The sequence below is a fragment of the Proteus sp. Marseille-Q3619 genome (genome assembly GCF_965283115.1).
Genome location: NZ_CBDIMP010000001.1, coordinates 2,380,345 through 2,401,386 on the forward strand (window position 1 = coordinate 2,380,345; position 21,042 = coordinate 2,401,386).

The window sequence follows — 21,042 nt, forward strand, 5'->3', positions numbered from 1 at the left end:
ATATTAGGATAATGCATGGATGCTAGAGAAATATGGATAAGACTTAATGCTGTTTCAAGACTACCTATTAATAAAGCGATTCAAATTGCAAGGTATCTACAATCTTTGACTCAGTTAAATCAAAGACTATTAATAGGTTGTGGTCTGTCAGAACAGCAAAGTCATCAATTCTTAAGACTTCATGCAAATGCTGTCAACGATACATTAAAGTGGTTAGATAAAAACGAATCATCATTATTAACGATTATAGATTCAGATTACCCATCTTTATTAAAGCAAATTTCATCACCGCCACTTTTGCTTTTTGTTGCAGGAAATAGGCAGCATTTAAAAAGCACACAAATTGCATTAATTGGTAGCCGAGTTGCTACACCCTATGGTTCCAAATGGGCAACTTATTTTGCACAGGAATTAGTAAAGAAAGAACTCACTATTACAAGTGGGTTAGCTCAAGGTATCGATGGTATAGGGCATCGAAGTGCATTAAAGAATAATGGTATTACTATTGCTGTACTAGGAAGTGGCTTAGAGCAGATTTATCCGTCATTTCATCGCACTCTTGCAACACAAATAAAAGAGTCTGGTCTTATTATTTCTGAACATTTACCTATGACACCACCTTTAGCGCGCCATTTTCCTCAACGTAACCGGATTATTAGTGGGCTAAGTGCGGCACTGCTTATTGTCGAAGCAGGAATTAAAAGCGGTTCTTTAATAACAGCAAATTATGCTTTGCAACAAGGTAAAGAGTTGTTTGTGTTACCTGGATTATTAGGAGATGCTCATTTTGAAGGTAATCACCAGCTTATTAAGCAAGGTGCAAATTTAGCATCTTCACCTGAAGATATTCTGGAATATTTAAATAGCTCTTTGCAGTGGCTTACTTGTGATAATGAGTATCAACAAAAAACAATAACAGATGAATATACAACGTTTACCAATAATAAAAAACGAGAGGCGAAAACAGAGCAACTTACACCAGAACAACAACACGCAATGGATGTGATATTGCCTTTTCTACGTTTTAATAAAACAGTACCTATTGATATCATTGCTCAGGATAGTGGATTATCAACTTCTGAATTAGCTCCTCTTTTATTAGAACTTGAGCTTATTGAAAAAGTCGCTATTGTGGCTGGTGGCTATACTCGATTGGAATAAGTGTAATGAGGTAAAACAATGGCAAAGAATATGCCGTTTACACAGCAACCTGAACAGGGAAAATGCCCTGAATGTGGTAGCGCATTAGTGATGAAAAATGGAGGACATGGCCCTTTTTTAGGATGCTCTGCTTATCCTGATTGCCACTATATTAAAACACTGAAACCACAAGGTGATGGGCAAATTATCAAAGTCCTAGAAGGACAACCTTGTAAGTGCTGTGGTGCTGATTTAGTTTTACGTCAGGGTAAATTTGGGATGTTTATTGGTTGTAGCAATTATCCTGAGTGTGAACATATAGAGCAAATTGATAAACCTGATGAAACTGTTATACCTTGCCCTCAATGTGAAAAAGGGAGGCTATTACAACGTAAGTCTAGGTTTGGTAAGACATTTTATGCTTGTAACCAATATCCAGAATGCCAATTTGTATTAAATAACAAACCTGTTAATGGTGAATGCGAATATTGCCACTATCCATTATTGATGGAAAAAAGGTCTTCTCAAGGAGTAAGATTGGTGTGCGCCAGCAAATTATGTGGAAAGCAACAAACAAAAAGAGAAGAACATGAATAACGAAGCATCACCTGTAAGCAATACTATTATAGAAGCATTAAAAAATAATAAAGTTATCGCATATCCAACAGAAGCTGTATTTGGGGTAGGTTGTGATCCTGATAGCGAGCATGCTGTTATGGCACTATTAATGTTAAAACAACGTTCAATTGAAAAAGGGCTAATTTTAATTGCTGATAATTATGAGCAATTGAAACCTTATATTGATGATAGTGCATTAACACAAACTCAACGAGACAGAATGTTTGCATCTTGGCCAGGACCAATTACATGGGTTATTCCTGCTAAATCAACGACGCCAAAGTGGTTAACTGGAAAATTTGCTTCTTTAGCCGTGAGAGTAACAGACCACTCAGTTGTTAAAGAGTTATGTTTAGCTTATGGAAAACCTTTAGTTTCAACGAGTGCTAACTTAAGTGGATTGCCACCATGTCGTACAGTTGAAGAAGTAAGAAAACAATTTAAGGATACAATTCCGATCGTTGAAGGGAATGTTGGAGGTAGACAGAATCCTTCTGAAATCCGAGATGCCTTAACAGGTGAATTGTACCGACAAGGGTGATTGTGATGGAAAAATATTTAGTGATGGGAAACCCTATCGAGCATAGTCAGTCTCCTTTCATTCACCAATTTTTTTCAAAACAAACAGGAATAGAGTATGGCTATGGACGCTTACTTGTTCCTTTAGGTGAATTTAATAAAACCGCCTCACATTTTTTTTCTAATGGGGGGCGAGGTGCTAATGTTACTGTTCCTTTTAAAGAAGATGCATTCCGCTTTGTGGATAAATTAACAGATAGAGCAAAAGCATGTGGCGCAGTTAACTCTATAGTTAAATTAGACGATGGATCACTTCTTGGTGATAACACTGATGGGCAAGGACTTATTCTAGATTTAGCGAGGCTCGATTTTATCGTGCCTAATAAGGTTAAATCCGTCTTAGTTATTGGTGCTGGTGGCGCAACAAGAGGAATACTACTTCCACTACTTGATTATGATTGTGATATTACTTTAACCAATCGCACATTTGCTAAAGCCGAGCAATTAGTAAAAGAGTTTAGTCAATTTGGAACGATCAGAGCAATGGCTGCTGAAGATGTTGCTGATAAACATTACGATTTAATTATAAATGCATCTGCATCTAGTATGACTAATGATTTACCACCGATCCCTAATGATGTTTATGGCTTTGAAACAGCGTGCTATGACCTTTATTATCAAACTGGAATGACTTCATTTCTATATAACGCGTTGAAACATGGAAGTACGCGTTTATCAGATGGATTAGGTATGTTAGTAGGGCAAGCGGCTTATGCATTTGAATTGTGGTATGAACTTGTACCAGATATTAACCCCGTCCTTAATGTATTAAGAGAAAGATTGAATAAATGAACCAATCCATTCAATTTCCAGATCGTGAAATATGGCTAGCTGAGAGTAGGAAAGTTCTTTTTCCTATAATGATCAACGGAATGCTTTTTGATTGTCAAATTACAGAGCAAGAGCTTATAGAGCGTTTTGGTAATGGTGAGGGAATTTTATTATTTAAACAAAATCGCTGGGATATTGAAGAAGAATTTGAAGAGTTGGTAACAGTGCATGAGTTATCAACTCTTCATCCGATCTATTCTTTATCAATGGCAGATTGATAAGTGGCTAGATAGTTATTTTTCCACCCAACATAATTATTCGCAGAATAGATAAAGTGCTCTATTTCTGCGGGTGAAAGTGGACGAACTTTTTTCACTGGACTTCCTAAGTAAAGAAAACCGCTTTCAAGCCGCTTTCCGGGTGGAACTAAACTACCTGCACCAATCATTACATCATCTTCAATAATTGCACCATCAAGTAAAATAGAACCCATTCCTACTAAAACACGATCTCCGATTGTGCACCCGTGTAGCATTGCTTTGTGCCCCACAGTAACGTTGTCACCAATAATAAGAGGAAAACCTTCAGGATCATTGGATGAGATGTGAGTGACATGAAGAACCGAACCATCTTGAATATTTGATCTTTTCCCAATACTTACGTAATTCACATCACCACGAATAACAACCATAGGCCAAATACTGACATCTTCACTAATACGTACATCTCCAATCACAGTTGCTGTTTCATCAATAAAAACATCTTTATCAATAGAAGGTGAAAGGTGTAAGTAATTCCTGATTGTTGATTTCCCCATAATTTACCCTCGTACTTGGTTTCACTTTATAATAAGAAAAGCATAGCAGTGGATGAGGTGGGCTGGCGAGAGCAATGATTTTTATGATGCATGACTATAAAAAACGATAATAAAAGAGAAAGTAGAGCAATAGAGTGTGATTGATAGAATATACCGAATAGACAATAACAAGATAAAGCGTATATTTTTTACACACAAAAGATGTTTTCCGTATCAAAAATAGACGTAAAGTTCAAAAAGAGAACGAACAGAAAAAAAATTGAAATAAACACTTGCGCTAATCCGAGATCTCCCTATAATGCGCATCCACTGACCGGCGATGAGCAAACAACAAGCCACGCAGGACGGTGAAGAGAAAAGAAAAAAGTTTGAAAAAACTCTTGACTCTTCAGAGGAATAACGTAATATACGCCTCCTCGCAACAGCGCAGAAGACCGGAAACGGCAGCGAATGTTGCACTGCTCTTTAACAAATTATCAGACAATCTGTGTGGGCACTCGCAGAGACGATATCTTCTAAAATATTAGATGTATCAAGTCTTGAAGAGTGAACAACAAAAGTAAATTCATTTATGAATAGCTAAGTTTTCGATTTCTTTGAGCATCAAACACTTTTAATTGAAGAGTTTGATCATGGCTCAGATTGAACGCTGGCGGCAGGCCTAACACATGCAAGTCGAGCGGTAACAGGAGAAAGCTTGCTTTCTTGCTGACGAGCGGCGGACGGGTGAGTAATGTATGGGGATCTGCCCGATAGAGGGGGATAACTACTGGAAACGGTAGCTAATACCGCATGACGTCTACGGACCAAAGCAGGGGCTCTTCGGACCTTGCGCTATCGGATGAACCCATATGGGATTAGCTAGTAGGTGAGGTAATGGCTCACCTAGGCGACGATCTCTAGCTGGTCTGAGAGGATGATCAGCCACACTGGGACTGAGACACGGCCCAGACTCCTACGGGAGGCAGCAGTGGGGAATATTGCACAATGGGCGCAAGCCTGATGCAGCCATGCCGCGTGTATGAAGAAGGCCTTAGGGTTGTAAAGTACTTTCAGCGGGGAGGAAGGTGATAAAGTTAATACCTTTATCAATTGACGTTACCCGCAGAAGAAGCACCGGCTAACTCCGTGCCAGCAGCCGCGGTAATACGGAGGGTGCAAGCGTTAATCGGAATTACTGGGCGTAAAGCGCACGCAGGCGGTCAATTAAGTCAGATGTGAAAGCCCCGAGCTTAACTTGGGAATTGCATCTGAAACTGGTTGGCTAGAGTCTTGTAGAGGGGGGTAGAATTCCACGTGTAGCGGTGAAATGCGTAGAGATGTGGAGGAATACCGGTGGCGAAGGCGGCCCCCTGGACAAAGACTGACGCTCAGGTGCGAAAGCGTGGGGAGCAAACAGGATTAGATACCCTGGTAGTCCACGCTGTAAACGATGTCGATTTAGAGGTTGTGGTCTTGAACCGTGGCTTCTGGAGCTAACGCGTTAAATCGACCGCCTGGGGAGTACGGCCGCAAGGTTAAAACTCAAATGAATTGACGGGGGCCCGCACAAGCGGTGGAGCATGTGGTTTAATTCGATGCAACGCGAAGAACCTTACCTACTCTTGACATCCAGCGAATCCTTTAGAGATAGAGGAGTGCCTTCGGGAACGCTGAGACAGGTGCTGCATGGCTGTCGTCAGCTCGTGTTGTGAAATGTTGGGTTAAGTCCCGCAACGAGCGCAACCCTTATCCTTTGTTGCCAGCGCGTGATGGCGGGAACTCAAAGGAGACTGCCGGTGATAAACCGGAGGAAGGTGGGGATGACGTCAAGTCATCATGGCCCTTACGAGTAGGGCTACACACGTGCTACAATGGCAGATACAAAGAGAAGCGACCTCGCGAGAGCAAGCGGAACTCATAAAGTCTGTCGTAGTCCGGATTGGAGTCTGCAACTCGACTCCATGAAGTCGGAATCGCTAGTAATCGTAGATCAGAATGCTACGGTGAATACGTTCCCGGGCCTTGTACACACCGCCCGTCACACCATGGGAGTGGGTTGCAAAAGAAGTAGGTAGCTTAACCTTCGGGAGGGCGCTTACCACTTTGTGATTCATGACTGGGGTGAAGTCGTAACAAGGTAACCGTAGGGGAACCTGCGGTTGGATCACCTCCTTACCTAAGAGATACGTGTTATGTGTAGTGCTCACACAGATTGTCTGATGAAGAACGAGCAAAAGCGCGTCTGCGAAGCTGACTGAAGTCCCCTTCGTCTAGAGGCCTAGGACACCGCCCTTTCACGGCGGTAACAGGGGTTCGAATCCCCTAGGGGACGCCAATTGCGCGGTATGAGTGAAAGGCGTACCACACTATAGTCTGATGAGAATCAGAGAATAGTTAAGATAATTCGCATGAGTTATTTTACCTATTATGCTCTTTAACAATCTGGAACAAGCTGAAAAATTGAAAACAAATCAATATATCACCGAGGTATATTGATGAGTCTCTCAAAATCTCAAACTTTGAATGTGTTTTTGACATCAAAGTGGGATGAGCGAGCAATTTACAGTTCGAGGCGGCCAGCGCGCAGCCAGCGCAACATACATAAGTATGTGAGCATGGCGAGCACTGCCCAACGACGAAATGTAATCTGCGCAGCCATCACCACCAAGATAGTCTTCAAAAAGACACCTTCGGGTTGTGAGGTTAAGCGAATAAGCGTACACGGTGGATGCCTAGGCAATCAGAGGCGATGAAGGACGTGCTAATCTGCGATAAGCGTCGGTAAGGTGATATGAACCGTTATACCCGACGATTTCCGAATGGGGAAACCCAATATCCAATGGATATTATCATTAACTGAATACATAGGTTAATGAAGCGAACCGGGAGAACTGAAACATCTCAGTACCCCGAGGAAAAGAAATCAACCGAGATTCCCCTAGTAGCGGCGAGCGAACGGGGAACAGCCCAGAGTCTTAATCAATAGCAGCATCAGGAGAACGGTCTGGAAAGTCCGGCAGTAAAGGGTGATAGCCCCGTATCTGAAGATGCTGTTATTGTGAACTCGACGAGTAGGGCGGGACACGTGTTATCCTGTCTGAATATGGGGGGACCATCCTCCAAGGCTAAATACTCCTGATTGACCGATAGTGAACCAGTACCGTGAGGGAAAGGCGAAAAGAACCCCGGCGAGGGGAGTGAAAAAGAACCTGAAACCGTGTACGTACAAGCAGTAGGAGCCTCTTCGTGAGGTGACTGCGTACCTTTTGTATAATGGGTCAGCGACTTATATTCTGTAGCAAGGTTAACCGAATAGGGGAGCCGTAGGGAAACCGAGTCTTAACTGGGCGAATGAGTTGCAGGGTATAGACCCGAAACCCGGTGATCTATCCATGGGCAGGTTGAAGGTTGGGTAACACTAACTGGAGGACCGAACCGACTAATGTTGAAAAATTAGCGGATGACTTGTGGATGGGGGTGAAAGGCCAATCAAACCGGGAGATAGCTGGTTCTCCCCGAAAGCTATTTAGGTAGCGCCTCGTGAACTCATCTTCGGGGGTAGAGCACTGTTTCGACTAGGGGGTCATCCCGACTTACCAACTCGATGCAAACTGCGAATACCGAAGAATGTTATCACGGGAGACACACGGCGGGTGCTAACGTCCGTCGTGAAGAGGGAAACAACCCAGACCGCCAGCTAAGGTCCCAAAGTCATGGTTAAGTGGGAAACGAAGTGGGAAGGCTCAGACAGCCAGGATGTTGGCTTAGAAGCAGCCATCATTTAAAGAAAGCGTAATAGCTCACTGGTCGAGTCGGCCCGCGCGGAAGATGTAACGGGGCTAAACCATGCACCGAAGCTGCGGCAGCGACACTATGTGTTGTTGGGTAGGGGAGCGTTCTGTAAGCCTGCGAAGGTGTACTGTGAGGTATGCTGGAGGTATCAGAAGTGCGAATGCTGACATAAGTAACGATAATGCGGGTGAAAAACCCGCACGCCGGAAGACCAAGGGTTCCTGTCCAACGTTAATCGGGGCAGGGTGAGTCGACCCCTAAGGCGAGGCTGAAAAGCGTAGTCGATGGGAAACGGGTTAATATTCCCGTACTGGTGGTAACTGCGATGGGGGAACGGAGAAGGCTAGGTTGTCCGGGCGACGGTCGTCCCGGTTCAAGCATGTAGGCAGAGTGATTAGGCAAATCCGGTCACTTAATGCTGAGGTGTGATGACGAGCCACTAAGGTGGTGAAGCAATTGATGCCCTGCTTCCAGGAAAAGCCTCTAAGCTTCAGGTTACCAACAATCGTACCCCAAACCGACACAGGTGGTCAGGTAGAGAATACTCAGGCGCTTGAGAGAACTCGGGTGAAGGAACTAGGCAAAATGGTGCCGTAACTTCGGGAGAAGGCACGCTGGCGGTAAGTGAAGTCCCTTGCGGACGGAGCCGAAGCCAGTCGAAGATACCAGCTGGCTGCAACTGTTTATTAAAAACACAGCACTGTGCAAACACGAAAGTGGACGTATACGGTGTGACGCCTGCCCGGTGCTGGAAGGTTAATTGATGGGGTTATCCTTAGGGAGAAGCTCTTGATCGAAGCCCCAGTAAACGGCGGCCGTAACTATAACGGTCCTAAGGTAGCGAAATTCCTTGTCGGGTAAGTTCCGACCTGCACGAATGGCGTAATGATGGCCAGGCTGTCTCCACCCGAGACTCAGTGAAATTGAACTCGCTGTGAAGATGCAGTGTACCCGCGGCAAGACGGAAAGACCCCGTGAACCTTTACTATAGCTTGACACTGAACATTGAGCCTTGATGTGTAGGATAGGTGGGAGACTTAGAAGTGTGGACGCCAGTCTGCATGGAGTCAACCTTGAAATACCACCCTTTAACGTTTGATGTTCTAACCTAGGCCCATAATCTGGGTCGGGGACCGTGTCTGGTGGGTAGTTTGACTGGGGCGGTCTCCTCCTAAAGAGTAACGGAGGAGCACGAAGGTTGGCTAAGCATGGTCGGACATCATGCGGTTAGTGCAAAGGCATAAGCCAGCTTGACTGTGAGAGTGACGGCTCGAGCAGGTACGAAAGTAGGTCTTAGTGATCCGGTGGTTCTGAATGGAAGGGCCATCGCTCAACGGATAAAAGGTACTCCGGGGATAACAGGCTGATACCGCCCAAGAGTTCATATCGACGGCGGTGTTTGGCACCTCGATGTCGGCTCATCACATCCTGGGGCTGAAGTAGGTCCCAAGGGTATGGCTGTTCGCCATTTAAAGTGGTACGCGAGCTGGGTTTAGAACGTCGTGAGACAGTTCGGTCCCTATCTGCCGTGGGCGTTGGAAGATTGAGAGGGGTTGCTCCTAGTACGAGAGGACCGGAGTGAACGCACCACTGGTGTTCGGGTTGTCATGCCAATGGCATTGCCCGGTAGCTAAGTGCGGAAGAGATAACCGCTGAAAGCATCTAAGCGGGAAACTTGCCTCGAGATGAGTCTTCCCTGTCACCTAGAGTGACCTAAAGGAACGTTTAAGACTAAGACGTTGATAGGCTGGGTGTGTAAGCGTAGCGATACGTTGAGCTAACCAGTACTAATGAACCGTGAGGCTTAACCTGACAACACCGAAGGTGTTTTGTCTGAGAGACAAACAGTAGATGAAGTAAGCTTGTTTAAGATTGAAATTGCTGGTTACTGAGAAAGAAACGACAGTAACGGGTAATAAAACCGAATTTGCTTGGCGGCCATAGCGCAGCGGACCCACCTGAATCCATGCCGAACTCAGAAGTGAAACGTTGTAGCGCCGATGGTAGTGTGGGGTCTCCCCATGTGAGAGTAGGGAACTGCCAGGCATTAATTAAAGCGTTAGTGTTAAATAACATTAATCGCGCAAAGAATACGCGGAGCGGTAGTTCAGTTGGTTAGAATACCTGCCTGTCACGCAGGGGGTCGCGGGTTCGAGTCCCGTCCGTTCCGCCAACTATTTAGGGGCGTAGTTCAATTGGTAGAGCACCGGTCTCCAAAACCGGGTGTTGGGAGTTCGAGCCTCTCCGCCCCTGCCAGTTACCAATTAAGTAATAACAAAATTTATACTTCTTTGTAGCCCAGTTAATTAACTGGGCTTTTTGTTATCTGTATATTTTCAATATTTACTGCACTAAATTCCCACCGACTAGCCTACCAATGAGCCTCTTTTACCAATATCTATCAGTAATATTCCCTGTTATATGTAATAAAAATTCTAGTGATGAAGCTTAAACCCAAGAGTGATTTGTTAATATCATGAATAACTATAGCGTGGATTTAAGCTTTATTGATGATTTATCGGCTGTTTTAATAGCTGTTGTATCAATACTTGTTGATCACTCGTATTTAGCCAAACCGCGAATAAAGGTTTTTGAATAATTTCTGTTGAGGCAGGGGCTAGATCTGAATAGAGATCTAGCCAATGCGTAGGTAAAAATGCAACTGCTTGCGTTGTTTTCATTAACTGATAAGCAATCATTGCAGAGTTAGTGGTTAAAATAGGATCAATTTTTTGCACTGCACCATTAGAAAGAAAAGGCTGAAAATCAGCACTCCATTCAATTTTGATAAATTGTGCTATTTCTTCGTTTTTATTTGATGCTATTTTCATCAACTGAAAAGTAATATCGCCAATAATTTTACTTTCTAATTCATCCATTTTTGGTGCTTCAGTCGTAAAAAGAAGATCGAGCTCTCTTGCATGAAGTTGTTTTACAAGAGATTGCCTTGTAGAGACTCTAGATTCGATTCTGAGCTCTTCTCTTTCTAGATAAGATTCCTGCAACCAAGATGTCAGATATGCTTCCCAGAGTGATGCTGTGGCGCCAATTGATAGCTCTGAATGTTGAGAAGCATGGCTAATCTCTTTTTTAGCGAGAAGCCATGTATTCATTAACGATTCAGCATAAGGGATCAGCCTTTCACCAGCGACAGTTAGACGAATATTATTACGATGGCGAGTAAATAGATTTGTGCCTAATTGTGTTTCCAGTTGTCGTATTCTAAAACTAACCGCAGACTGAGTTAAATAAAGAGATTCAGCGGCTCGCCCAAAGTGTCTAGTCTTACTGACTTCCAAAAAGGTTTTCAGTAATTCGGTATCCACATATATCTCCAAAAAAATTTGTCGTTACGATTTAAATATTTTGTTTTACAGAACCGCATGACTATCTAATACTCCGCGCCATAAGTATGATGATAGAGAATTAGGAGTGTGTCAGATGGCAGAAAGTTTTATCACGACTAATCGTTTTTTTGACAATAAACATTATCCGCGTGGTTTTTCTCGTCATGGCGATTTCACTATCAAGGAATCCCAGATATTGGAACGTCATGGTCAAGCCTTTAACGAGCTTGATTTAGGTAAACGAGAGCCTACAACTGAAGCGGAAAAATTATTTGTTGCCATGTGTCGTGGCGAACGAGAAGCAGCAACGGTTGAAGAAAAAATTTGGAAGAAATATACGAGTCGTATAAGTCGTCCAAAACGTTTTCATACATTATCGGGTGGAAAGCCGCAGCTCGATCCATCTGATGACTATACCGACTCTGATGATTAATATCATTAGTTTTAGTTAAAAGGAGCGTTTTTTCGCTCCTTTTTATTACCCATCTAGTTGTTTTTGTAAATAGATCATTAATCTATCCATTGCACGAAAGCTTAATGCTTCAATTAAATGATTTCGCTGTATTTTCTCTTCATTTGCAAGATCTGCAATAGTCCTCGATACTCTTAAAATTTTATGCCAAGCTCGTATCGATAATCCTAATTTATTAAGTGTATCTTCAAGAAAAGTTGCATCACTGGTATTCAATGAGCAATAGCATTCGATCTCTTTTCCAGTTAAATAAGTATTCACTTTTCCACATCGTGCAAATTGTCTTTCTCTTGCCTTTAGAACACGTTCTCTAATTGTCGTACTATTTTCTGTGGTAAATGTAGGATGAATAAGCGCGCCTTGGGGAAGAAGTGGCATTTCGACAGATAAATCAAACCTATCTAAAAAAGGTCCAGAAACCTTGCTTAAATAGCGTAGGATTTGCTTTATTGGTACTCGATTGTGATTACCTTGATAATGTCCTGTTGGGCTTGGATTTAATGCACCGACCAATAATACATTGGCAGGGTAGCTTATTTTGGCTTTTGCGCGTGAAATAGTAATTTCCCTAGCATCTAGAGGTTCACGTAATGCATCGAGTACTCGGCGCTCGAATTCTGGTAATTCATCTAAAAATAAAATACCGTGATGTGCTAATGTAATTTCTCCAGGTTTAGGAAGAGAGCCTCCTCCCGTTAAAGCAACAGCAGAGGAAGTATGATGTGGAGCTCTAAATGGTCTTGTAGGCCACTTTCTTTCATCAAATGTCACTCCTCTTAAGCTACTAATGATTAATACATCAAGTGCTTCTTTAGCAGTTAAAGGCGGAAGAAGCGTACTTATTCTTTGCGCTAACATTGTTTTGCCTGTTCCTGGTGGCCCAAGAAATAAAATGTTGTGATTTCCTGCGGCTGTGATTTCCGCTGCCCTTTTTGCATTATTTTGACCAATTATATCGCTCATATCTTTATTATTTTGATTTTCAATTTCATCATTAATAATAAAACTTTCTGTTTCAATTAATGGCGTATTATTTTCTAGATGATGACAAATCTCTAAAAGATGAGAGGCTAATAAAGCCGATTTATTGGGTAATAATGAAACTTCAGTTTGATGTTCTGTTGATACAATACATATTCGATGATCTTTTGATGCACTAAGAATTGATGGAATAACTGCATTAACTCGTTGTAATTTTCCAGAAAGTGCAAGTTCTCCAATAAATTCATAACACTCTAATTTATTTGATATTAATTGTTCTGATGCAATGAGTATTGCTAGTGCAATAGGTAAATCATAACGGGCACCTTCTTTAGGTAAATCGGCAGGTGAAAGATTAATCGTTATTCTTTTTGCAGGATAAGTATATCCGCTATTAATTAATGCACTCCTTACTCTATCTTTTGCTTCTTTTACGACAGTTTCAGGTAATCCAACTAATGTTAATCCAGGTAATCCCTGACTAATATGAGCCTCGATAGTAATAAGCGGAGCTGATATTCCTAAAGAGGCACGCGTATATATTATTGCTAATGCCATTTTTTATTCTCCATTATTTTTTTCTTTTTAAATTATTTTTTCTTTTGTGTTAAATGAAGAGTTAAATAAATGCGAGATATTTCGAAAATAATATAACATTTTGAAATATAATGATTAATTTTTTAAATGATTAATTTAATAAATTAATATAAATATAATGAAAAGTATCATTGTTTTTTAACTTGGAATAATAAAATGCAATAGCAGAAAAAACAAAATAACGCGTTCTTTCTTGGTATTAATAACTGAAAAATAAATATTTTATAGATGAATGTTCTAATTGGTGTTTGTGGTATAAAAAAACATATAAAATTCATCATGTTATAATTATTTTTAAAATAAACATTGTCAATTCTAAAATATCATGATAACTCTAAAAGGACAGAGTGAAAGAAAATACAACACAACATTACAAACATACATTTTAAATAAGAAAAGAAGTTATAAAACTATGAATACTATCGTCCTAGTGATTAGCCTAATTATTGTCAGCGTGGTGGTGATTATTAACCCACCGTGCGGGGCTGCACTAGGACGAAGAAAGGCTAACTAAACTAGCCGGATCTCTTAAAAACCCCCGCACCGAAAGGCGCGGGGGTTTTTTTTGAGCCTAAGTTTGAAAAAAGATTAAATAGAAAATAAATTCAAATTAAACAAGAAGTTAAGACGGCAGGGTGAAAGAATGAATGGAGCACAGTGGTTAGTACAGGCATTACGAAAACATCAAGTCGAAACAGTCTTTGGTTATCCTGGCGGTGCTATCATGCCTGTTTACGATGCCCTTTATGATGGTGGTGTTGAACATGTTTTATGTCGCCATGAACAAGGTGCTGCAATTGCTGCTATTGGTTTTGCTCGCTCTACGGGTACGACAGGTATTTGTATCGCGACATCAGGCCCAGGCGCTACTAATGTCATCACTGGACTTGCTGATGCATTGTTAGATTCTGTGCCTGTTGTTGCTATCACTGGGCAAGTTGCTTCCAATTTAATTGGTACTGATGCATTCCAAGAAATTGACGTTTTAGGTCTTTCATTGGCGTGTACGAAACATAGCTTTTTAGTTTCGACGGTTGATGAATTACCAAGAGTGTTATCAGAGGCATTCTCTATCGCATCTCAAGGTCGCCCTGGCCCTGTTTTAATTGATATTCCTAAAGATGTTCAATTGGCGGATGCTTCCCATTTATCAAACTATGAATTACCAGAAGAGCAAGAATTTTCTTATCCAACACAAGAGTTAACTCAAGCTAAGCAGATGTTAGCGAAGGCACAAAAACCGATTTTGTATGTAGGTGGTGGTGTTGCCATGAGCAATGCAGTGGAAACGTTAAGAGCATTTGTGAAGCAAACAGAAATGCCCGTTGTTTCCACTTTAAAAGGGTTAGGCTGTGCCGATGCATTAGATGCTAACTATTTAGGCATGTTAGGTATGCATGGCACTAAAGCGGCAAATTATGCTGTTCAGCGTAGTGATTTATTAATCGCTGTTGGTGCACGTTTTGATGATCGCGTTACTGGGCGATTAAATACTTTCGCACCTAATGCCAAGGTTATCCATATCGATATCGACTATGCAGAATTAAATAAATTGAAACAAGCGCATGTGGCGTTATTAGGTGATGCGAAAGTGTTGTTACCTGCTTTGTCTCAGCCATTATCTATCGCTGCTTGGCAACAAGAAGTACAAGAATTAAAAGCCGAACACGCGTGGCGTTACGATCATCCAGGCTCCGCAATTTATGCCCCATTATTATTAAAACAATTATCAGATGCGAAACCTGAAAATACGATTGTGACAACAGATGTAGGCCAACATCAAATGTGGTCGGCACAACATATGACATTTGATGCACCTGAAAACTTTATCACCTCAAGTGGTTTAGGCACCATGGGATTTGGTATCCCAGCAGCAGTGGGCGCTCAAATTGCTAGACCTGATGCATGTGTTATCTGTGTGTCTGGTGATGGCTCTTTTATGATGAATGTGCAGGAATTGGGCACAATTAAGCGTAAGCAATTACCTATCAAATTGGTGCTATTAGATAACCAACGTCTTGGTATGGTTCGTCAATGGCAAGAGTTGTTTTTTGAACAACGTTATAGCGAAACGATTTTAACAGATAATCCAGACTTTGTTGCCTTAGCAAAAGCTTTTGATATCCCTGGGCAACGCATCACAGAAAAAGCACAGGTTGCTGATGCAATAAAATGTTTATTAGAGAGCGATGGCCCTTACTTATTACAGGTATCTATCGATGATGCAGAAAATGTCTGGCCTTTAGTCCCGCCGGGCGCAAGTAATGATGAGATGATGGAGAAATCAAAATGAACCAACACAATATCACAATTGAAGCCCGTTTTTGTCCAGAGATCTTAGAACGTATCCTGAGAGTTATTCGTCATCGTGGTTTTCATATCTGCTCAATGAATATGAATATCACTGAAAGTAATAATATCAATTTAAGCCTGACAGTGAGTAGTCAGCGACCATTAGAACTTCTGTGCAGCCAGTTAAAAAAATTAGCTGATGTTGCAGGTATTCAAGTATCACATCAACAGAAAGAAAAATTACGATTCATGAATGCACTAAGTGCCATGTAAGGATAAAAGAATGACAAAGCAAGCTGATTATATTTGGTTTAACGGTGAAATGGTTCCTTGGGCTGAGGCAAAAGTTCATGTTATGTCTCATGCATTACATTATGGAACCTCTGTGTTTGAAGGTGTGCGTTGTTATGATTCTCATAAAGGACCTGTGGTCTTTCGCCATCGTGAACACATGCAACGTTTACATGATTCAGCAAAAATTTATCGTATGCCTGTTGAGCAAAGTGTTGATGAGTTAATGGAAGCCTGTCGTGAAACCTTACGTAAAAACAAATTAGTCAGTGCTTATATTCGCCCATTAGTTTTTATTGGTGATGTCGGTATGGGTGTTAATCCGCCAGCAGGTTATAAAACAGATGTGATCATTGCCGCATTTCCATGGGGAGCTTACCTCGGTGAAGAAGCGTTAGATAAAGGTATTGATGCAATGGTTTCTTCTTGGCATCGTGCTGCACCAAATACTATTCCAACAGCAGCAAAAGCGGGTGGCAACTATTTATCTTCACTATTAGTGGGAAGCGAAGCTCGCCGTCATGGTTATCAAGAAGGGATTGCATTAGATGTGCATGGTTATTTATCAGAAGGGGCAGGTGAAAACCTATTTGAAGTAAAAGACGGTGTTATTTTTACACCCCCATTTACTTCATCAGCACTACCGGGGATCACGCGTGATGCCATTATCAAATTAGCAAAAGATCTCGGTTATGAAGTGCGTGAACAAGTCCTTTCCCGTGAATCACTTTATCTTGCAGATGAAGTCTTTATGTCAGGTACAGCCGCAGAGATAACCCCAGTACGTAGTGTTGATGGTATTCAAGTCGGTATCGGACGTTGTGGCCCTGTGACCAAAGCAATTCAAAAGGCGTTCTTTGGTCTGTTCACAGGTGAGACAGAAGATAAATACGGCTGGTTAGATCCAATCAATTCATAAACATAATCAAATAAATTTGTTTAGCGGGTAGCTCGTTCCCTACTCGCTTTCTTTATCGCAGGAGTGTGAAAAATGCCTAAATACCGTTCAGCGACAACGACACACGGTCGTAATATGGCGGGAGCCCGTGCCTTATGGCGCGCAACGGGAATGACTGATGCTGATTTTGGTAAACCCATTATCGCTGTTGTGAACTCATTTACGCAATTTGTACCGGGTCATGTGCATCTGCGGGATTTAGGAAAACTGGTTGCTGAGCAAATTGAAGCTGCTGGTGGTGTCGCTAAAGAATTTAATACTATTGCTGTTGATGACGGTATCGCAATGGGGCACGGTGGCATGCTTTATTCTTTGCCATCGCGTGAACTTATCGCAGACTCTGTTGAATATATGGTTAATGCGCACTGTGCTGATGCGATGGTGTGTATCTCAAACTGCGACAAGATCACCCCAGGAATGTTAATGGCGTCTTTACGCTTAAATATTCCTGTTATTTTTGTTTCGGGTGGCCCTATGGAAGCAGGTAAAACGAAGCTTTCAGATCAACTGATCAAATTGGATCTGGTTGATGCCATGATCCAAGGGGCGAATCCAAATGTTAGCGATGCGGATAGTGAGCAAATTGAACGATCTGCTTGTCCGACTTGCGGATCGTGTTCAGGTATGTTTACCGCAAACTCCATGAACTGTTTAACCGAAGCTCTGGGATTATCTCAACCCGGAAATGGCTCATTATTAGCAACACACGCAGATCGTGAAACGCTGTTTATCAACGCAGGTAAGCGAATTGTTGAATTAACCAAGCGTTATTATGAAAAAGATGATGAGTCCGCATTACCGCGCAATATCGCTAAAAAAGAAGCCTTTGAAAATGCGATGATATTAGATATTGCAATGGGTGGCTCGACAAATACGGTTCTGCATTTATTAGCTGCTGCACAAGAAGGTGAGGTTGACTTCACCATGGAAGATATCGACAGACTTTCTCGCCAAGTCCCTCATTTATGTAAAGTGGCACCAAGTACACAAAAATATCATATGGAAGATGTTCACCGTGCAGGTGGAGTTATGGGTATTTTAGGTGAATTAGACAGAGCCGGATTACTTAACCGTAATGTGGATAATATCTTAGGGCTAAGCTTGCCAGAAACATTAGCGCAATATGACGTGATGTTAACGCAAGATGAGCAAGTAAAATCGATGTTCCAAGCAGGTCCTGCGGGTATTCGTACCACGAAGGCATTCTCTCAAAATTGCCGTTGGCCAACCTTAGATACCGATCGTGAAAACGGGTGTATCCGCAGTAAAGAACATGCTTATAGCCAAGATGGTGGATTGGCCGTGTTATCAGGTAACTTAGCAGAAGATGGCTGTATTGTTAAAACTGCGGGTGTTGATGAAGATAACTTGATTTTTAGCGGTCCTGCAAAAGTATATGAAAGCCAAGACGATGCTGTTGAGGCCATCTTAGGTGGAAAAGTAGTGGCAGGCGATGTGGTCATTATTCGCTATGAAGGTCCTAAAGGTGGGCCAGGTATGCAAGAGATGCTGTATCCAACCTCATATTTAAAATCAATGGGATTAGGTAAAGCTTGCGCACTTATCACTGACGGACGTTTCTCTGGGGGAACATCTGGCTTATCTATCGGTCATGTTTCACCTGAAGCAGCAAGTGGTGGTGTAATTGGTTTAGTAGAAGAAGGTGATATTGTCTCTATCAATATTCCAACTCGTGAGATCTCATTAAAGGTAGATGATAAAACGTTATCTGCACGTCGTGATGCACAAAATGCTCGTGGTGATAAAGCGTGGACACCACAAGATAGACAGCGCCAAGTCTCTTTTGCTTTACGTGCTTATGCCTCTTTAGCAACCAGTGCTGATAAAGGTGCTGTGCGCGATAAATCTAAATTAGGGGGCTAAGAAATGGCTGCCTTTAGACCTTTAAATTCAGCGCCAAGTAGCGCTGAATATTTAAAAGCGACGCTGAGCGCACCTGTTTATGAAGCGGCAATTGTCACGCCACTTCAAGAGATGACAAAAATCTCTGAACGCTTAGAAAATACGATTTTAGTTAAGCGTGAAGATAGACAACCTGTTCATAGTTTTAAATTACGTGGTGCTTACACCATGATTGCAGGGTTGACTCCTGAACAAAAAGCGAAAGGCGTTGTAACTGCTTCGGCGGGTAACCACGCTCAAGGCGTTGCGTTGTCAGCGAATCGAATGGGTGTAAAGGCATTAATCGTGATGCCAGTGGCAACAGCGGATATCAAAGTCGATGCGGTTCGCCAATTTGGTGGAGAAGCATTGCTTTATGGTGCCAACTTTGATGAAGCAAAAGCGAAAGCTATCGCACTATCTGAAGAGATGGGATACACCTTTGTTCCGCCTTTTGATCACCCCGCTGTGATTGCAGGGCAGGCAACATTAGCAATGGAATTATTGCAACAAGATGTTCATCTTGATCGTATTTTCGTACCTGTAGGTGGTGGAGGTTTAATTGCTGGAGTGGCTGTATTAATCAAACAGCTTATGCCAGAAATTAAAATTATCGGCGTTGAAGCAGAAGATGCAGCATGTTTAAAAGCAGCATTAAAGGCAGGACACCCTGTTGAATTAGCTCGCGTAGGCTTATTTGCAGAAGGTGTTGCCGTTAAGCGTATTGGTGATGAAACTTTTCGTTTATGCCAGAAGTATGTCGATGATGTGATTACTGTTGATAGTGATGAAATTTGCGCTGCTGTAAAAGATTTATTTGAAGATGTGCGTGCGATTGCAGAGCCTTCGGGCGCATTGGCATTAGCAGGGCTTAAAAAATACGTAGAAGAGCACCAGATCAAAGGAGAGCGTCTAGCGCATGTACTTTCTGGTGCAAATGTGAATTTTCATGGCTTACGTTATGTTTCTGAACGCTGTGAACTAGGCGAAAAACGTGAAGCGCTATTCGCTGTGACTATTCCTGAGCAAAAAGGCAGTTTTTTACGTTTTTGCCAAATCCTAGGTCAACGTGTGGTCACTGAATTTAATTATCGTTATAGCGATGCTGATCCTGAAAATGCACGTATTTTCGTGGGCGTACGTTTAAGTCAAGGGCTGCAAGAGCGTAAAGAAATTTTACGTGAGCTGACGGTTGCAGGTTATCAAGTCGCTGATTTATCTGATGATGAAATGGCAAAACTGCATGTGCGTTATATGGTCGGTGGTCGTCCTAATAAGCCGCTTAAAGAGCGTCTATTTAGTTTCGAGTTTCCAGAATCATCGGGTGCTTTAATGAAGTTTTTAAAAACGTTAGGCACTTATTGGAATATCACACTATTCCATTATCGCAGTCATGGTACTGATTATGGTCGAGTGCTGGTGGCATTTGAATTGCCCGAAACAGAAGGGCGTTTCGAGCGACATTTAGATGCATTAGGCTATGAATATCATGATGAGACAGGAAATCCTTCTTTTCAGCTATTTCTGTCACCACAAACGACAAGCTTAGTCGTGGAGTAATCGCCAAAAAGCACTGATCACAGGCTCTTGAAGGCGTTTGTGTGATCCGCAAACGCCTAATTCGAAAGGTTCTACCATTGAAATATTATCCAATAAAGAGATGCGATTACGCACAGGCTCGGGACAATTATCAACGACGACCTGTGGAATAAGCGCGATACCACAACCTAACGCAACCATTGAGACAATCGCTTCATGCCCTGAAACAGTCGCATAAATTAAGGGATTATGGATACGATGGCGTTTAAACCATAATGCAATTCGTTGTCGAGATGGGCCATGTTCAGGAATGATAAATGGAATATTGAGCCAATCGGGTTTCTCTTGTGTTGCAAGATGACGAACATTACAAGGCAGAGCGGGCGCAATCAGTACTAATGGAATTTCGCCTATTTTTTCAAAGCAGATATTTTCAGGAAGCTTTTCAGGTTTTCCTGCAATACCTAAATCGGCCTCATCAGATTGCACTTTATCGACTGCATCAGCTGCATCTCCTGTGGTGAGTTTTATTTCAACTAATGGGTGTTCAGCACGAAAGCGATCAAGAATAGGGGGTAAATGGCTGTAAGCCGCTGTTACAGAACAAAATAGGCGTAATTCGCCAGAAAGGCTTGGGCTATTTTGATTTAATGTGTGCTTAAGTTGCTTATATTGCAATAAGGTTTGTTGAGCATAGCGTTTTAACTGCTCGCCAGCATCGGTGAGAGTCACTTGTCTGTTATCACGTAAAAACAGAGGATGACCTAAGCTTTCTTCAAGGCGTTGAATTTGACGAGAGAGCGTTGAAGGGCTGACGTGCATTGCCTGCGCTGTCTTGGTGAAGTGGCAACTTTCAGCTAAATGCAGGAAGAGTTTGAGATCACGAATATCCATTGTCAGCCACCCATTGTGATAAAAAAGTACGTTGCATTTTTTGCAACACTATCTTGTAAATATATCAATT

The 21,042-nt window shown here is 42.1% G+C and carries 16 protein-coding genes, 3 tRNA genes and 3 rRNA genes; 18 read left to right on the forward strand and 4 right to left on the reverse strand.

Annotation, left to right across the window (positions count from 1 at the left end; genetic code table 11):
• Window positions 1–15 precede the first annotated feature (15 nt).
• Genes dprA through ACWPWK_RS10955 form a run of 5 tightly spaced genes read left to right on the forward strand, consistent with a single transcriptional unit; the run spans window position 16 to window position 3,386 of the window.
• A complete protein-coding gene (gene dprA / locus ACWPWK_RS10935) occupies window positions 16–1,161 on the forward strand; it encodes a DNA-processing protein DprA (RefSeq protein WP_109374362.1) in 1,146 nt (381 codons plus the stop codon).
• A gap of 18 nt (window positions 1,162–1,179) precedes the next feature.
• A complete protein-coding gene (locus tag ACWPWK_RS10940) occupies window positions 1,180–1,737 on the forward strand; it encodes a topoisomerase DNA-binding C4 zinc finger domain-containing protein (RefSeq protein WP_109374361.1) in 558 nt (185 codons plus the stop codon).
• Window positions 1,730–2,299 (forward strand): L-threonylcarbamoyladenylate synthase type 1 TsaC, encoded by a 570-nt coding sequence (gene tsaC, locus ACWPWK_RS10945; RefSeq protein ID WP_109374360.1) that lies wholly within the window; start codon window positions 1,730–1,732, stop codon window positions 2,297–2,299. Before ACWPWK_RS10940 ends, tsaC begins: the two co-directional genes overlap by 8 nt.
• 5 nt (window positions 2,300–2,304) lie before the next feature.
• On the forward strand, window positions 2,305–3,129 hold the full coding sequence (gene aroE / locus ACWPWK_RS10950) for a shikimate dehydrogenase (RefSeq protein ID WP_109374359.1): 825 nt from the start codon (window positions 2,305–2,307) through the stop codon (window positions 3,127–3,129).
• Window positions 3,126–3,386 carry a DUF1488 family protein gene (locus tag ACWPWK_RS10955; RefSeq protein ID WP_109374358.1) on the forward strand — a complete coding sequence of 87 codons (261 nt, stop codon included), beginning with the start codon at window positions 3,126–3,128 and terminating at the stop codon, window positions 3,384–3,386. The genes aroE and ACWPWK_RS10955 overlap by 4 nt, the downstream gene beginning before the upstream one ends.
• Here the strand turns inward: ACWPWK_RS10955 and ACWPWK_RS10960 are convergent.
• Window positions 3,362–3,925 carry a gamma carbonic anhydrase family protein gene (locus tag ACWPWK_RS10960; protein ID WP_109374357.1) on the reverse strand — a complete coding sequence of 188 codons (564 nt, stop codon included), beginning with the start codon at window positions 3,923–3,925 and terminating at the stop codon, window positions 3,362–3,364. The genes ACWPWK_RS10955 and ACWPWK_RS10960 overlap by 25 nt on opposite strands.
• Window positions 3,926–4,539: 614 nt before the next feature.
• Between ACWPWK_RS10960 and ACWPWK_RS10965 the strand changes: the two genes are divergently transcribed.
• From ACWPWK_RS10965 to ACWPWK_RS10990, 6 genes are all read left to right on the forward strand, one after another.
• Window positions 4,540–6,082 (forward strand): 16S ribosomal RNA (locus ACWPWK_RS10965).
• Between the two features lie 84 nt (window positions 6,083–6,166).
• Window positions 6,167–6,242, forward strand: a tRNA-Glu gene (locus ACWPWK_RS10970).
• A 366-nt stretch (window positions 6,243–6,608) separates the two neighbouring features.
• Window positions 6,609–9,511, forward strand: a 23S ribosomal RNA gene (locus ACWPWK_RS10975).
• Between the two features lie 118 nt (window positions 9,512–9,629).
• Window positions 9,630–9,745 (forward strand): 5S ribosomal RNA (gene rrf / locus ACWPWK_RS10980).
• Together the 16S, 23S and 5S rRNA genes with 3 tRNA genes alongside form the textbook arrangement of a ribosomal RNA operon.
• A gap of 50 nt (window positions 9,746–9,795) precedes the next feature.
• Window positions 9,796–9,872, forward strand: a tRNA-Asp gene (locus ACWPWK_RS10985).
• Window positions 9,873–9,879: 7 nt separating this feature from the next.
• Window positions 9,880–9,955 (forward strand) — tRNA-Trp (locus ACWPWK_RS10990).
• Between the two features lie 248 nt (window positions 9,956–10,203).
• Here the strand turns inward: ACWPWK_RS10990 and hdfR are convergent.
• Complete coding sequence (gene hdfR, locus ACWPWK_RS10995) at window positions 10,204–11,025, reverse strand: HTH-type transcriptional regulator HdfR (RefSeq protein ID WP_109372755.1); 822 nt, start codon at window positions 11,023–11,025, stop codon at window positions 10,204–10,206.
• A gap of 115 nt (window positions 11,026–11,140) precedes the next feature.
• On the opposite strand from hdfR, the gene ACWPWK_RS11000 reads away from it, so the two are divergent.
• On the forward strand, window positions 11,141–11,479 hold the full coding sequence (locus tag ACWPWK_RS11000) for a DUF413 domain-containing protein (RefSeq protein WP_036939631.1): 339 nt from the start codon (window positions 11,141–11,143) through the stop codon (window positions 11,477–11,479).
• Between the two features lie 45 nt (window positions 11,480–11,524).
• On the opposite strand, the gene ACWPWK_RS11005 is transcribed toward ACWPWK_RS11000, so the two are convergent.
• The gene (locus tag ACWPWK_RS11005) at window positions 11,525–13,057 is read right to left on the reverse strand and encodes a YifB family Mg chelatase-like AAA ATPase (protein ID WP_109372754.1); all 1,533 of its coding nucleotides are present in this window, start codon (window positions 13,055–13,057) and stop codon (window positions 11,525–11,527) included.
• Between the two features lie 451 nt (window positions 13,058–13,508).
• On the opposite strand from ACWPWK_RS11005, the gene ilvL reads away from it, so the two are divergent.
• From ilvL to ilvA, 6 genes are all read left to right on the forward strand, one after another.
• Window positions 13,509–13,610, forward strand: a complete 102-nt coding sequence (ilvL, locus tag ACWPWK_RS11010) for an ilv operon leader peptide (protein ID WP_071788577.1) — start codon at window positions 13,509–13,511, stop codon at window positions 13,608–13,610.
• A 129-nt stretch (window positions 13,611–13,739) separates the two neighbouring features.
• The gene (ilvG, locus tag ACWPWK_RS11015) at window positions 13,740–15,389 is read left to right on the forward strand and encodes an acetolactate synthase 2 catalytic subunit (RefSeq protein ID WP_109372753.1); all 1,650 of its coding nucleotides are present in this window, start codon (window positions 13,740–13,742) and stop codon (window positions 15,387–15,389) included.
• Window positions 15,386–15,661 carry an acetolactate synthase 2 small subunit gene (gene ilvM / locus ACWPWK_RS11020; protein WP_109372752.1) on the forward strand — a complete coding sequence of 92 codons (276 nt, stop codon included), beginning with the start codon at window positions 15,386–15,388 and terminating at the stop codon, window positions 15,659–15,661. Before ilvG ends, ilvM begins: the two co-directional genes overlap by 4 nt.
• Before the next feature lie 10 nt (window positions 15,662–15,671).
• Window positions 15,672–16,598 carry a branched-chain-amino-acid transaminase gene (gene ilvE / locus ACWPWK_RS11025; protein WP_069369927.1) on the forward strand — a complete coding sequence of 309 codons (927 nt, stop codon included), beginning with the start codon at window positions 15,672–15,674 and terminating at the stop codon, window positions 16,596–16,598.
• A 72-nt stretch (window positions 16,599–16,670) separates the two neighbouring features.
• Window positions 16,671–18,521 carry a dihydroxy-acid dehydratase gene (ilvD, locus tag ACWPWK_RS11030; RefSeq protein ID WP_109372751.1) on the forward strand — a complete coding sequence of 617 codons (1,851 nt, stop codon included), beginning with the start codon at window positions 16,671–16,673 and terminating at the stop codon, window positions 18,519–18,521.
• A gap of 3 nt (window positions 18,522–18,524) precedes the next feature.
• Window positions 18,525–20,099 (forward strand): threonine ammonia-lyase, biosynthetic, encoded by a 1,575-nt coding sequence (gene ilvA / locus ACWPWK_RS11035; RefSeq protein WP_109372750.1) that lies wholly within the window; start codon window positions 18,525–18,527, stop codon window positions 20,097–20,099.
• On the opposite strand, the gene ilvY is transcribed toward ilvA, so the two are convergent.
• Entirely contained in the window at window positions 20,085–20,972 is an 888-nt protein-coding gene (gene ilvY, locus ACWPWK_RS11040; protein WP_109372749.1) for an HTH-type transcriptional activator IlvY, read from the reverse strand. The genes ilvA and ilvY overlap by 15 nt on opposite strands.
• Between the last annotated feature and the right edge of the window lie 70 nt (window positions 20,973–21,042).